Genomic DNA, 13,227 nt, shown 5'->3' on the forward strand with positions numbered 1-13,227 from the left:
GGGTGGCTAGGATAGCTCCCATGCCTGAGCTAGCCGCACACGTCCGCGACGTCCCCGTGAACCAGATCCGTGAAATCACCGAGGCCGCCTGGACCACCCCAGGGGCGATCGTGCTCAGCATCGGCGAACCGGGCTTTGCACTCCCACGGCACGTCCTCGACGCCGGAATTGCATGCCTTGAACGGGACGAAACCAACTACACCCCGAACGCAGGAATCCCAGCGCTCCGCGAAGCCTTCGCCAAGAGGTTCCGTGAGCATCATCACGTGGATATCGGTGCCGAACGCGTCTACGTGGTGGACGGAGCCCAACAAGGCCTGCACTTCGCCATGAGCCTGTTGCTCTCCCCCGGCGATGAAATCCTCCTGCCCAACCCCGGCTACCCCACCTTCGCCATGACCAGCCGACTCCTGAACGCAGTCCCCGTTCCGTATCCCCTATACCCGCATAACGACTTCCAGCCGGACATCGAGGACATTGAATCCCTCATCACTCCGCAGACCCGGGTCCTCATGCTGAACTCGCCATCCAACCCCCTGGGCGCAGTGATCAGCGAGGACGCAACCCGGCAGCTTGTGGAACTCGCCGTCAGGCACGATCTCTGGATCCTCTCCGATGAGTGCTATGAGGCCTTCACCTTTGACGTCCCGCATGTCAGCCCTGCCCGGTTCGATAGCGACATCCCCGGTGAGGCGCGCGTCTTCACGTCCCTGACGCTGTCCAAGACTTACGGACTCACCGGCCTCCGGATCGGAGCCTTGATCTGCCCGCCGGGCTTGGAAAAGAAAATGAACAATGTCATGGAAGCGATCGTTTCCTGCGTTGCCTCACCATCGCAGTATGCCGCTTTGGCCGCGTTGACCGGCCCCCAGGACTACGTGAGCGAGGCGCGAAACCACTATAGGAACAACCGCGACGCCGCCTCCGCCGTCCTGGAAAGCAAGGGCATTCCGTTCCTTGGCGCGCAGGGGGCCTTCTACCTGTGGGCTGACGTTTCCCACGTCAGTGGCGGCGATGTCCGGGCCTGGGTCCATGCCTTTCTGGCCGATTCGGGAGTTGCCTTCGCGCCGGGCACTGCCTTTGGGTCGATCGGCGAGGATTGGATCCGGATTGCGCTGTGCGGCGATCAGCAGGGACTGCTCGACGGCGTCAGCCGGCTTCCTGCCCGGGCGTAAGAGCCGCTAGTAGTCGGTGCGTTCGGTGTTGTTGCGCCAGGCTTCAAAGGGCTCCTCGGAGGCGGCTACCGGCGCATGTTCTACGGGAAGCAACTCAGGCCGGGTCCCAGCGAAGTACTCGTAGAACACTGCATCATCGAAACCGGCCCTGGCGGCTCCGTGCCGGTCCGCGGCGAAATACACGCGGCCAATCCTGGCCCAGAGGGTTGCCGAGAGGCACAAGGGGCATGGCTCGCAACTGGCATAGAGCACCGAGCCGCTGAGGTCGAAGTTGCCCATGTCCGCTGCTGCCCGGCGAATTGCCACCACTTCGGCATGCGCCGTCGGATCGTTGTCCCGCGTTACCCGGTTCACGCCCTCATGGACGCTACCGTCCGGGGTGACGACAACAGCGCCAAACGGCCCACCGCCGTCGGAAACGTTCTGGACAGCAAGCCGGATGGCCCGGTTCAGGAATTCATCATGGTTCAGGAATTCATCATGCTGCGGTGCATTGTGCGCGGACATGCTCCGATACTAACGAGCATGGACGGCAGAAAGGCCGGTTCCTCAGGAGGAACCGGCCTTTCTGCAAGAAAACTTCTAGCGGTTGGCGTCTTCGTCGAGTTCGTCATCGTCCGTGAGGTCGATGTCTTCTTCGTCGAAGTCGTCTTCGTCGATTTCTTCGGAGCCCTCGCCCTTGTAGGGGTCAGCCTCGCCTGCGTGCTTTGCGCCGGCAGCCAAAGCGGCTACCTCGGCGTCGCGACGCTTTGCTTCACGGAGCAACTCCTCAAGGTTCGATGCGTTGACCGGAATCTGGTCGGCAACGAACTCAAGGGTGGGAGTCAGCCGGACGGTGATGTTGCGGCCAACTTCCTGTCGCAGCACACCCTTGGCCTTCTCCAATGCCCTGGCGGCGTCGGCGTGGGCTATCTCGTCACCAAAGACGGTGTAGTAGATGGTGGCGTGCTGAAGGTCGTTGGTGACGCGGGCGTCGGTGATCGTGATGGACTCGACGCGCGGGTCCTTGACCCTGCGGCCGAGGGCCTCGGCGACGACGACCTTTATCCGCTGCGCCAACTTGGCAGCGCGTGCCGGATCGGCCATGGCTTCCTCCTGGAAAGTAGAAACGGGTGCGGAACGGGTCCGCCGGGGCTACCCGACGGACCCGCTCCAAGCGGAACCTAGACGCGCGGCTTTTCGCGCATCTCGAAGGTCTCGATGATGTCGCCTTCGGAGATGTCGTTGAAGGAGCCAAGACCGATACCACACTCGAAGTCAGTACGGACTTCGGTTGCGTCATCCTTGAAGCGCTTGAGCGTCTCAACGGTGAGGTTGTCACCGATGACCTTGCCGTCGCGGCTAACGCGTGCCTTGGTGTTACGGCGGATGATGCCCGTGCGGACGATCGAACCGGCGATGTTTCCGAACTTGGAGGAACGGAAGACTTCGCGGACTTCGGCAGTACCGAGCTGGACTTCTTCGTACTCCGGCTTGAGCATGCCCTTGAGGGCCATCTCGATGTCATCGATTGCTGCGTAGATGACGGAGTAGAAGCGCATGTCCACGCCTTCACGGTCAGCCAGTTCAGCGACGCGCTCAGCGGGCTTGACGTTGAAGCCAATGATGATGGCGTTGTCCACCGTTGCCAGGTTGACGTCGTTCTGCGTGATGGCACCCACACCGCGGTGGATGACACGGAGCTGAACGTCGTCGTCTCCGACATCGATCTTGAGCAAGGCATCTTCGAGGGCTTCCACGGCACCGGAGACGTCACCCTTGAGGATGAGGTTGAGGGTGTCGATCTTGCCTTCAGCCACGGCTTGGTCGAAGTCTTCCAGGCTGATGCGCTTGCGACGCTTGGCCAGTGCGGCGTTGCGGTCTGCAGCTTCACGCTTCTCGGCGATCTGACGGGCCGTACGCTCGTCCGGGGTCACCAGGAAGGTGTCACCTGCACGCGGCACGTTGGACAGGCCGAGGACCTGGACCGGACGCGACGGCAGTGCGACATCGAGGGCCTCGCCGTTCTCGTCGAACATGGCACGGACGCGGCCGTGGGCCGTACCGGCCACGATCGTGTCACCCACGGCCAAGGTACCGGACTGCACCAGGACGGTGGCCACGGAACCGCGGCCCTTGTCCAGGTTCGCTTCGATGGCAATGCCTCGAGCGTCCTTGTCCGGGTTGGCGCGCAGATCCAGGGCGGCATCGGCCGTCAGCAGTACGGCGTCGATCAGTTCGTCGATGTTGAGGTTCTGGCGGGCAGAAACCTCAACGAACATGGTGTCGCCACCATATTCTTCGGGAACCAGGCCGTACTCGGTGAGCTGACCCTTGACCTTGTCAGGGTTGGCGCCTTCCTTGTCGATCTTGTTCACTGCGACGACGATCGGCACGTTGGCTGCCTGGGCGTGGTTGAGTGCTTCAACCGTCTGCGGCATAACGCCGTCGTCGGCTGCAACAACCAGGATCGCGATGTCGGTGACCTTGGCACCACGTGCACGCATGGCCGTGAAGGCCTCGTGACCGGGGGTGTCGATGAACGTGATGTCGCGGGCCGTGCCCTCGTGGATGTGGCTGATCTGGTAAGCACCGATGTGCTGGGTGATTCCACCGTGCTCGCCGGCCACAACATTGGAATTGCGGATGGCGTCAAGCAGGCGGGTCTTACCGTGGTCAACGTGTCCCATGACGGTGACAACCGGCGGGCGGGCCTCAAGGACATCGTCACCCTCGGCGTCAAGCTCGTCCTGGATGTTGATGTCGAACTGGTCAAGCAGCTCGCGCTCTTCGTCTTCCGGCGAAACAACCTGGAGCTTGTAGCCAAGTTCGGCACCAAGCAGTCCAAAGGTGTCTTCGTCGAGGGACTGCGTAGCCGTTGCCATCTCACCGAGGTGGAACAGAACGGTCACGAGCGACGCGGGGTTCGCATCGATCTTCTCTGCAAAGTCCGTGATGGAGGAACCACGGCGCAAACGGATGATGGTCTCGCCATCGCCGCGGGGTACGGACACGCCGCCCAGCGACGGAGCACTCATCTGCTCCAGTTCCTGGCGCTTTGCACGCTTCGACTTGCGCTGCTTGCCACGACCGGCGCCGCCCTTGCCGAAGGCACCCTGGGTACCACCGCGACCGCGGCCACCCTTGCCAAAGCCACCGCCGGCGGGAGCGCCGCCACCGGTACCTGCACCTGGTGCGCCACCGGGACGACCCGGTCCGCCACCCGGACGGCCTGCGCCACCGGGACGACCTGCGCCACCGGGAGCCGGACGCTCAGTGCGGTTGGGCATCATGCCCGGAGTAGGCCGGTTTCCACCGGGGCCACCAGCCGGACGCGGAGCACCACCGGGACGGGGTGCACCGGGACGCGGAGCACCCGGACGGGGACCACCGCTGCCTGCTGCGGGACGGGGACCACCGGCACCTGCTGCGGGACGGGGACCACCGGGGCGTTCGCCATCGTTGCGGCCACCTGCACGGGGCATGCCCTGCGAGGTCGCAAACGGGTTGTTGCCCGGACGCGGCGGACGTTCGCCGTCGCCACCACGGCCGCGGGGCATGCCCTGGGACGTGGCGAAGGGGTTGTTGCCCGGACGGGGACCGCCGGGACGCGGGGCCTGGCCACCTTGGCGGGACGGAGCCGGAGTCTCTGCCTTGGGAGCAGGCCGGGCACCGGGCTTTGCCGAGAACGGCGTGGATGCAGCTGGAGCCGAGGGCGCTGCCGGGGCAGGCGCCGCAGGAGCAGGTGCAGCGGGGGCAGGTGCCGCCGCGGCGGGTGCTGCCGGAGCCGGAGCCTTGGGTGCTGCGGGGCCCGGAGCCGGAGCGGCCGGACGGGATGTTGCGGGAGCAGCCGGAGCCTTGGGGGCGGCTGCAGGTGCGGGGGCAGCTGCCTTGGCAGCGCCTGCACCGGGGTAGGCGTCGCGAAGCTTCTTCACGACGGGGGCCTCAATGGTGGAAGAGGCGGAGCGAACGAATTCGCCCAATTCCTGCAGTTTTGTTACTGCATCTTTGGAAGTAATACCGAGCTCTTTGGCGAGCTCATGTACGCGGACCTTGGCCACATTTCTCCTGTCTCGGTCCGCACCGAGCCAGGCACGAACCGTCTACTTCTTACTGCGGGCCCCTGCCGCTAGCGCGACTGAAAGGCCCATTGCAGAGCGCAACAAAGTTGTCATCGTTACGCACTCATCGCTGGGAACTCATCGGGTTTCCATCAGTTTTCTGACCCGCTTTCAGGTTTGGACGGTTTTCCTGTGGCAGCCGGGGCCTCCACAAGTGGCGCGCCTGACATGAAGTAGCTTTCGACGGCGCCTGTTTCAGTAGCGCCCGCAAGGGCCCTTCCGAAAGCACGCCGCTTGATTGCCAATGCCAAGCACTTTTCGCTGGGATGCAGCCACGCACCCCTGCCGGCCATCCGGCGTCGAACATCGACAAGGACAGTGGACGAACCACCACCTTGGGCGACCAGCCGGACAAGCTCGGACCGGGAGCCTTGCCTCCGGCATCCGATGCACGTACGAACAGGGCCGTGGCCGGGTTCAAGCAGTTCAGCCACGACGTGTCCTTACCTGCCTCTGCAAACTTGCGCTGACGGCCGAGACTGCACATGCAGATAAGGCACGTCAAAGCGCGCGGATACCGGACGTAAGCCCGGTTCCATCTATTCTAGCCCCCCGGCCCCGGACAGCCGAAACCGGCCGCACCGCCAGCGCGGCGCGGCGCGGACGGCAAGGCCGCTGGAACGATCGCTAGTCGACCTTGGCCGGGGCGGCGTCGGACACGATATCAATCCGCCATCCGGTCAGCTTCGCAGCGAGGCGTGCGTTCTGGCCTTCCTTGCCAATGGCCAAGGAGAGCTGGTAGTCCGGCACTACTACCCGGGCCGAGCGCGTTGCCTCGTCCGTGATAGTGACCGAATTCACCCGGGACGGTGACAAGGAGTTGGCGATGAAGGTCGCAGGATCCTCGCTGAAGTCCACGATGTCGATCTTTTCGTCATTGAGCTCAGTCATGACTGCACGGACACGGGAGCCCATTTCGCCGATGCAGGCGCCCTTGGCGTTGACACCCGGGGTATTGGCTTTAACCGCAATCTTGGTGCGGTGGCCGGCTTCCCTGGCAAGTGCCACAATCTCGACTGAACGATCCGCGATTTCCGGAACTTCCATTTCGAACAACTTACGGACCAGGCCCGGGTGCGAACGCGACAACGTAATGGACGGGCCCTTCGCCCCACGGTGGACATCCACCACGAAGGCACGAAGCCTGCTGCCGTGGATGTACTTCTCGCCAGGGACCTGCTCCGGTGGCGGCAACAGGGCCTCCACCGATCCGAGGTTCACCTGGATCATGTGCGGGTTGTTGCCCTGCTGGATCATGCCGGCGACGAGTTCGCCCTCGCGACCCTTGAATTCGCCCAAGACGTTATCGTCCTCAACGTCACGAAGACGCTGCAGGATGATCTGGCGTGCCGTGCTCGCAGCGATGCGGCCGAAACCGGCCGGGGTGTCCTCGAACTCCCCGATGGCCTCGCCGTCGTCGTCGATCTCCGTTGCCCAGATGGTCACGTGGCCGCTCTTGCGGTCCAGTTCGGCGCGGGCCTTCTCGAAGGCACCGGGCGTCTTGTGGTAGGCCACCAGGAGCGCTTGCTCGATGGTGGGAATCAAGAGGTCCAGCGGGATTTCACGCTCACGCTCCAGGAGTCTCAGTGCGCTCATGTCAATATCCATTAGGCCTCCTCGGAAGGTCCATTGTGTTCGTCTGCCAGCCCGGCCTCGTGGAGGTGGCTGAATTCAATCTCGACTTTTCCGTGGCGGATCCTGTCGAAAGGAATAGTGATGGGGTCGCCCTGTTTGGGCTTCATGCCCTTCTTGACCTCGTGCTCCGGAATGAGCGTCACGCCGGCGTCATCTACTGACGCAATCCGGCCAAGGACGTCCTCACCCTGGATGACGTTGACCCTGACCATGCGGCCGCGGGCCCTGTGCCAGTGGCGTGGTTCCGTTAGCGGACGGCCTACTCCCGGCGAAGAAACTTCGAGGTCGTAGGGACGGCCGTCATCGTGGGGATCGTTGTCCAGAATATCGGACAACGCACGCGAGACATCTGCGATGGCGTCAAGGCTGACGCCTCCGGTCTCCTCCTGCGGAAGATCCACGACGACGTGGACCGTGCGGTGTGAACCGGCGACGTGGATGGAAACATCCTCGAGGTAGAGCCTGTTGGCAAGGACTGCCGGTTCGAGCAGCGCCTTTAGCCTGCGCTCTTCCGGGTTGTGGATGGTGGCCGTTGAATCCGACTCAGTACGGTCTGTTGAAGTCGTGGCTTCCGAGTCACTCACGTTGCCCGCCGCCTCCCGATAGATGTTGTTGTGACTACTAGCCTAACGATTTTCGGCAGCACATGGTGCACGGTCTTTCCCTTGTCTGCCCGTCCACATGACACCATGGTGTGTTGTGGACGAGCAGACAAGGGAAAAACGACAATCTCCAGCTTGGGGTCGGCTCCTTCTCATTTCCGTGGTTGCGCTGCTCGTTGCTGGCACGGGAATCGTACTTCTACCGCGGGATTCCGGGACTCCTCCTGAAGTTTCGTTCTCCGAATCTGCCCTCGCGGACGCTTTCGCCGATACCAAGAGCCTGCAGGAATCGGCTGCTGGATTGATGGCAGCCGCAGGATCCGGTTCCCAAACGGCCGCACTGGACAATGCTGTGACATTGCTGACAACACAGTCCAGGGCCCTCCTTCCACCTTCGGCCGCAGCCAGCGCCATGGTCGGTACTGCTGATCCGACTGGCTCCTCCGCAACCTCGACGGCAAGCGATAAAGATGGCACGGCCGCGAAAGCAACGCCTGCTTCGGTCGTGGCTGGCCTGACCGCCAGCGGCCGCCAACGACTGGACGACGCCCGCGAGGCCGACGGCGGGACCGCCCGGTTGCTCGCCGCCGTCGGATCCGCCCAACTTCTCCAGGGCGAAAAACTGGCTGCGGTGTGGCAGGTGCCGGTACCGTCGCCGACGTCGAGCGGTAACCCGGCCGCCACAACATCTGCTGTGCACCAGTGCCCTTCCGTCAGCCCCACCCCGGATGCAACCGCTGCCACTACTGATGCGGCTCTTGCGGCCACTGTCCGCTCCGAACAGGAAGCCGTCTACATCTATCAGGTTGCGCTGAAGCGCTTGGACGCTGGCGCAACTGCCCAAGCCGCCAAGGACCTTGCAGTGCACGAGCGTCTGCTTCAACAAGCCGAAGCCCTGACCCGCCGTAATTGTGGCGACGTCCCTACGCGGGAGGCCGGATACAGGCTGCCTGCGCAGTTCGCTGAAGACCCGGCTGCGGGCTTGGGGGCTCTGGAAACGGACTCTCTGGAGGGATTTGGCGACCTCATCGCGCTTTCGACAGGAGAGACCCGGGCCTGGGCCGCCAGTAGCCTGCTGGCCGCCGTCCGCAGGAGCTTGGATTGGGGTGCCACGCTTGCCGCCTTGCCGGGGTTGGAGCTCGACGTCGATGACTTGCCTCCCCTGCCGACGCCCACCCGCAGTGAGTAAAAAGGGGCGGATGGGATAGGCGAGCCTAGCCATGCTGGTCAAGGCGGCCCGCCAGTGCTTGGCTTGAAGCATGGCTTCCGCAGAAACTGCCACCACACACGAGAACGAACCGCACCGTGATGACCTTGCCCACCGGCTGAACTGGCTGCGCGCCGGAGTTCTGGGTGCGAACGACGGCATCGTCTCCGTCGCCGCAATCGTCGTCGGCGTGGCCGGTGCCACCACCAACACCGGCAGTATCCTTGCTGCCGGCACGGCTGGCCTGGTGGGCGGAGCCATTTCCATGGCGCTGGGCGAATATGTATCCGTCAGCAGCCAGAGCGACACGCAGAAGTCGCTCATCGAGAAGGAACGCCGGGAACTCGCCGAGCAGCCGAAGGAAGAACTCGAAGAGCTCGCCGCGATCTACCAGGCGAAGGGGCTCACCGCGCCTACCGCTCGGACAGTGGCGGAAGAACTGACGAAGCATGATGCCCTTGCCGCCCATCTGTCCGCCGAGCTCAATATCCACGAAGACGACATTGTCAGTCCTTGGAACGCCGCCCTTGCATCGGCAGTGGCGTTTACCCTGGGCGCCGTGCTTCCCATGCTGGCCATCCTGCTCCCTCCCCCCGCAATGCGCGTTCCAATGACGTTCGTTGCCGTCCTGCTGGCTCTCGCGATCACGGGAGCCGTGGGGGCTTGGATTGGCGGGGCGCCCAGGTTCCGCGCTGCAGCCCGGGTGGTGTTGGGCGGAGCCTTGGCGCTTGCAGCCACCTTCTCGATCGGAACCCTCTTGGGCGCCAGCGGCGTTTTCTGAGGGTAGTACCGCCGGGCAGAGCTAGGCTGATGGCGTGACCCTTCACGCCATGATTCCGATTCCGGGCGACCTGCACGCCCGATACAACCGCGATTCTGCGGGGCGGGACTGGCTGGCGAGCCTTCCGGGGCTTATCCGTGAGGCTTTGGACCGTTGGCAGTTGTCCGTGGACCTCCTGCCCGGTGAAGAGCCGTGGAACGGACACGGAGCCTTGGTTGTGCCCGTTCTCCAGCACGGCAGGCAGGCTGCGCTGAAGATCGCATATCCGCATGAGGAAGCACTTGTAGAGCGCCATGCTCTGGCCCTGTGGGGTGGCCGCGGAGCTGTCCGGCTCCTGGCTGCCGACGCCGCCAGTTGTTCCATGCTGCTGGAACGCCTTGACGCGTCCCGTTGGCTCCAGGATGCTCCCATGGATGAAGCCCGGCAGGTCTGGGGTGAGATCATGCGCGAGCTTTCAATTGCCCCGGATGATCGTCCCGAGTGGCGGGGATTCGACCACATCGCTGCCACGGCCGAGCGCTGGAGCGACGAAATGCCTTCGGAGTGGGAGCGGCAGGACCGCCCCTTCCCGCGATGGTTATTGGAGGCCGCGCTGGAAGTGTGCCAAACCCGCGGTGCTGTTGGCCGCCGATCCGGCAGGGACGTCCTGGTGCATACCGATCTCCACTTCATGAACATCCTCGCTGCCTTGGGCGCGGACCGCCGCAACTACCTGGCCATCGATCCCCAGCCGCAGATCGGTGAGGCCGAATTTGCGGTGGCACCTGTTCTGTGGAACCGGATCAAGGATTTGTCAGATCGCGATCCGGCGGCTGCCCTGCGGGAGCGATGCCGGGACTTCAGCCTCGCCGCCGGCCTTGATCCGGAGGTCGCGCGACAGTGGAGCATTGCCCGCGAAGTGAATAATGCCCTGTGGTCCGCGGGAAAGCGGGGACACGAAGGCGATCTGGCCCGTTCCCTGTGGGTGGCCAGCTCACTGGCGGGCAGGACGCTCGAAGGACTTCCAACAGCAAAGGATTTGCCGGAGCCCGGGGACGCAGTCAGCTGACGTTGTCGTTCCAGACGTCCACGCCGAGCTTGATGATCAGTGCAGCGACGACGATCAGGAACACGATCCGTACAAAGCTGCTCCCCCTGGCTACGGCTGTCCGGGCACCAAGGTACCCGCCCGCCATGTTCGCCAGCCCCAGCACCAGGCCCACTCCCCACAACAAGGAGCCGTGGGGGAGGAAGAAAATGAGGGCACCGGCGTTGGTGGCCATGTTGACGATCTTGGCCTTTGCACTGGCCTCAAGGAAGGCGTAGCCCATCGCCGAGACCAAGGCGATCACCAGGAATGATCCTGTACCGGGCCCGATCAGGCCATCGTAGAAACCGATCACGGCACCGATCAGGCAGGCCACCACATAGTGCTTGTGCCCATCGTGCCGAAGAGCCGTCAGCTCACCTGCGCTGGGGCGGAGTGCCGTGAAGATCGCGACGGCGATCAGCGCCAGGACGATGATGGGCTTGAAGACGCTGGCCGGCAGGGAGGCAGCGAGGATGGCACCGCCAAAGCTCCCCGCCAGCGCAATCACCGCCATGGGTATTGCCGTCTTGAGGTCCGGTCCCACTCGCCGGTAATAGGTTGTGGCACTGGTGGTGGTGCCGAAGATGGAACCCATCTTGTTCGTGGCCAGGGCCTGGACGGGCGTGATTCCAGGCACCAGCAGCAGTGCGGGGAGCTGGATCAGCCCCCCGCCTCCTACTACCGCGTCAACCCAGCCGGCTGCGAATCCAGCCACCACAATCAGGATGATGGTGGTGAGCTGGATTGTCTCGAAGCCGGAAATCACCGGTTACGAACTGCGTTGACCACGTAATCCACGGCCTTTTCCACCGAGATGTTCTCGGCTTCACCGCTGCGACGGTCCTTGATCTCCACAACGCCGTCCACGAGCCCACGGCCGACGGCCAGGATAGTGGGCACGCCGACGAGCTCGGCATCCCCAAACTTGACGCCGGGAGAAACCTTGGGCCGGTCATCAAAGATGACGTCGAGGCCTGCAGCCTCGAGTTCCGCCGATAGCTTCTCTGCAGCTTCGAAAATTTCGTCACCGCGGCCCACAGCCACAACGTGGACGTCGGCAGGGGCCACCGTCCGTGGCCACACGAGGCCGCGGTCGTCATGGTTGGCCTCGGCAAGGGCTGCGACGGCACGGGTGACACCAACGCCGTAGGAGCCCATGGTGACAACAACCTGCTTGCCGTTCTGGTCCAGTACCTTCAGGTCCAGCGCCTCGGCGTACTTGCGTCCGAGCTGGAAGATGTGGCCCATTTCGATGCCACGGGCAGTTTCAAGCGGTCCGGAGCCGTCGGGCGCCGGATCCCCTGCCCGGACGTCAGTGCATTCGATGACGCCATCCCAGGTGAAGTCGCGGCCCGCTACCAGCCCGAAGACGTGCTTGCCATCAATGTTGGCGCCCGTCACCCAGGTTGTGCCGGAGACGACGCGGGGATCCACGAGGAACAGCAGCTTGGAAGATCCTTCCAGGCCCAGCACGGCTTCCTCCAGGGACAAACCAGGCCCGATGTAGCCCTTGACCAACCATGGCAGCTTCTTGAGGTCTTCCTCGTTGGCTGCCTCCAGGCCGATCTCGCCGGCAATGGGAAGGAACGATCCAATGTTCGCTTCCACCCGTTTGAGATCCACGGCACGGTCACCCGGAACGCCGAGGACGACGATCTGGCGTTCGCCGGTGGGGAGAGTCACGGCGAGCACGACGTTCTTCAACGTGTCGGCGGCAGTCCAGGCGCCGCCGTCGGCCTCGCCGCGGGGTGCGAGCTGGTTGGCTGCGTCAACCAGAGTCTCGATGGTCGGTGTGTTCGGTGTGTCCAGAACCTGCGCTGCTGGTGCGTCCGTGAAATCAATATCCTCAGGGACAACCGTGGTGACGGCCTCGACGTTGGCGTAATAGCCGCCGGCCGAGCGCACAAAGGTGTCCTCCCCGATCTCCGTGGGGAAGAGGAATTCTTCGCTCTTGGAGCCGCCCATGGCGCCTGCGGTGGCAGCAACCGGAATGACTTCCAGGCCCAGGCGTTCGAAGATCTTCAGATAAGCAGCGCGGTGGGCGGCGTAGCTCGCGTCCAGGCCGGCGTCGTCAACGTCGAACGAGTAGGAGTCCTTCATAATGAACTCGCGGCCACGGAGGAGGCCTGCACGGGGGCGCGCTTCATCGCGGTACTTGTTCTGGATCTGGTACAGGCTCAACGGCAGGTCCTTGTACGAGGAGTACAGGTCCTTGACCAGGAGGGTAAACATTTCCTCATGCGTGGGAGCCAGGAGGTAATCGGCACCCTTGCGGTCCTGAAGCCTGAACAGGCCCTCTCCGTACTCGGTCCAGCGGTTGGTGGCCTCGTAGGGTTCCCGCGGCAGCAGGGCCGGGAAGTGGACTTCCTGTGCGCCGATGGCGGACATTTCCTGCCGGATGATTTCCTCCACCTTGCGCAGGACGCTGAGTCCCAGCGGCAGCCATGTGTAAATGCCAGGCGCGGCACGGCGGATGTAACCGGCCCGGACCAAGAGCTTGTGGCTGGCGACCTCGGCGTCGACGGGATCTTCGCGCAGGGTGCGAAGGAACAACTGGGAAAGGCGAAGGACCACGGGTACGTATCCGTTTCTATGGCAGGTGTGGCAAAAACAACTGTCTACTAATCTACCGGCTGCCAGCGGGCGGCTCCGCACAGA

At 63.7% G+C, this 13,227-nt stretch carries 13 protein-coding genes; 5 read left to right on the forward strand and 8 right to left on the reverse strand.

Annotated features, from left to right (window positions below; all coding sequences use genetic code 11):
- Positions 1-20 precede the first annotated feature (20 nt).
- Positions 21-1,175 carry a pyridoxal phosphate-dependent aminotransferase gene (locus KSW38_RS12695; protein ID WP_216925288.1) on the forward strand — a complete coding sequence of 385 codons (1,155 nt, stop codon included), beginning with the start codon at positions 21-23 and terminating at the stop codon, positions 1,173-1,175.
- A gap of 6 nt (positions 1,176-1,181) precedes the next feature.
- Here the strand turns inward: KSW38_RS12695 and KSW38_RS12700 are convergent, their stop codons facing one another.
- The 4 genes from KSW38_RS12700 to KSW38_RS12715 form a co-directional block, all read right to left on the reverse strand.
- A complete protein-coding gene (locus KSW38_RS12700) occupies positions 1,182-1,682 on the reverse strand; it encodes a nucleoside deaminase (RefSeq protein WP_216925289.1) in 501 nt (166 codons plus the stop codon).
- Between the two features lie 75 nt (positions 1,683-1,757).
- The gene (gene rbfA, locus KSW38_RS12705) at positions 1,758-2,261 is read right to left on the reverse strand and encodes a 30S ribosome-binding factor RbfA (protein WP_216925290.1); all 504 of its coding nucleotides are present in this window, start codon (positions 2,259-2,261) and stop codon (positions 1,758-1,760) included.
- A 77-nt stretch (positions 2,262-2,338) separates the two neighbouring features.
- Positions 2,339-5,215 carry a translation initiation factor IF-2 gene (gene infB / locus KSW38_RS12710; RefSeq protein ID WP_216925291.1) on the reverse strand — a complete coding sequence of 959 codons (2,877 nt, stop codon included), beginning with the start codon at positions 5,213-5,215 and terminating at the stop codon, positions 2,339-2,341.
- A gap of 152 nt (positions 5,216-5,367) precedes the next feature.
- Entirely contained in the window at positions 5,368-5,622 is a 255-nt protein-coding gene (locus tag KSW38_RS12715; RefSeq protein WP_308169369.1) for a YlxR family protein, read from the reverse strand.
- Between KSW38_RS12715 and KSW38_RS23715 the strand changes: the two genes are divergently transcribed.
- Positions 5,542-5,745 carry a hypothetical protein gene (locus tag KSW38_RS23715; RefSeq protein WP_308169371.1) on the forward strand — a complete coding sequence of 68 codons (204 nt, stop codon included), beginning with the start codon at positions 5,542-5,544 and terminating at the stop codon, positions 5,743-5,745. The genes KSW38_RS12715 and KSW38_RS23715 overlap by 81 nt on opposite strands.
- A gap of 157 nt (positions 5,746-5,902) precedes the next feature.
- On the opposite strand, the gene nusA is transcribed toward KSW38_RS23715, so the two are convergent.
- On the reverse strand, positions 5,903-6,883 hold the full coding sequence (nusA, locus tag KSW38_RS12720; RefSeq protein WP_216925293.1) for a transcription termination factor NusA: 981 nt from the start codon (positions 6,881-6,883) through the stop codon (positions 5,903-5,905).
- Positions 6,883-7,494, reverse strand: coding sequence for a ribosome maturation factor RimP (locus KSW38_RS12725; RefSeq protein WP_216925294.1), 612 nt, complete (start codon positions 7,492-7,494; stop codon positions 6,883-6,885). The genes nusA and KSW38_RS12725 overlap by 1 nt, the downstream gene beginning before the upstream one ends.
- A gap of 115 nt (positions 7,495-7,609) precedes the next feature.
- Here KSW38_RS12725 and KSW38_RS12730 point away from each other — a divergent pair, with 115 nt between their 5' ends.
- The 3 genes from KSW38_RS12730 (at position 7,610) to KSW38_RS12740 (ending at position 10,548) form a co-directional block, all read left to right on the forward strand.
- Positions 7,610-8,701: a DUF4439 domain-containing protein gene (locus KSW38_RS12730; protein WP_308169362.1), complete on the forward strand. Its 1,092-nt coding sequence runs from the start codon at positions 7,610-7,612 to the stop codon at positions 8,699-8,701.
- Positions 8,702-8,771: 70 nt separating this feature from the next.
- Positions 8,772-9,500: a VIT1/CCC1 transporter family protein gene (locus KSW38_RS12735; RefSeq protein ID WP_216925295.1), complete on the forward strand. Its 729-nt coding sequence runs from the start codon at positions 8,772-8,774 to the stop codon at positions 9,498-9,500.
- Between the two features lie 49 nt (positions 9,501-9,549).
- The gene (locus KSW38_RS12740) at positions 9,550-10,548 is read left to right on the forward strand and encodes an aminoglycoside phosphotransferase family protein (RefSeq protein WP_216925422.1); all 999 of its coding nucleotides are present in this window, start codon (positions 9,550-9,552) and stop codon (positions 10,546-10,548) included.
- On the opposite strand, the gene KSW38_RS12745 is transcribed toward KSW38_RS12740, so the two are convergent.
- Both KSW38_RS12745 and KSW38_RS12750 read right to left on the reverse strand, forming a co-directional pair.
- Positions 10,541-11,335: a sulfite exporter TauE/SafE family protein gene (locus KSW38_RS12745; protein ID WP_216925296.1), complete on the reverse strand. Its 795-nt coding sequence runs from the start codon at positions 11,333-11,335 to the stop codon at positions 10,541-10,543. The two genes, KSW38_RS12740 and KSW38_RS12745, sit on opposite strands and share 8 nt — an antisense overlap.
- Complete coding sequence (locus tag KSW38_RS12750) at positions 11,332-13,143, reverse strand: proline--tRNA ligase (protein ID WP_216925297.1); 1,812 nt, start codon at positions 13,141-13,143, stop codon at positions 11,332-11,334. Before KSW38_RS12750 ends, KSW38_RS12745 begins: the two co-directional genes overlap by 4 nt.
- Positions 13,144-13,227 lie beyond the last annotated feature (84 nt).

It is taken from the genome of Paenarthrobacter aromaticivorans, from assembly GCF_019038615.1.
Taxonomy (GTDB): domain Bacteria; phylum Actinomycetota; class Actinomycetes; order Actinomycetales; family Micrococcaceae; genus Arthrobacter; species Arthrobacter aromaticivorans.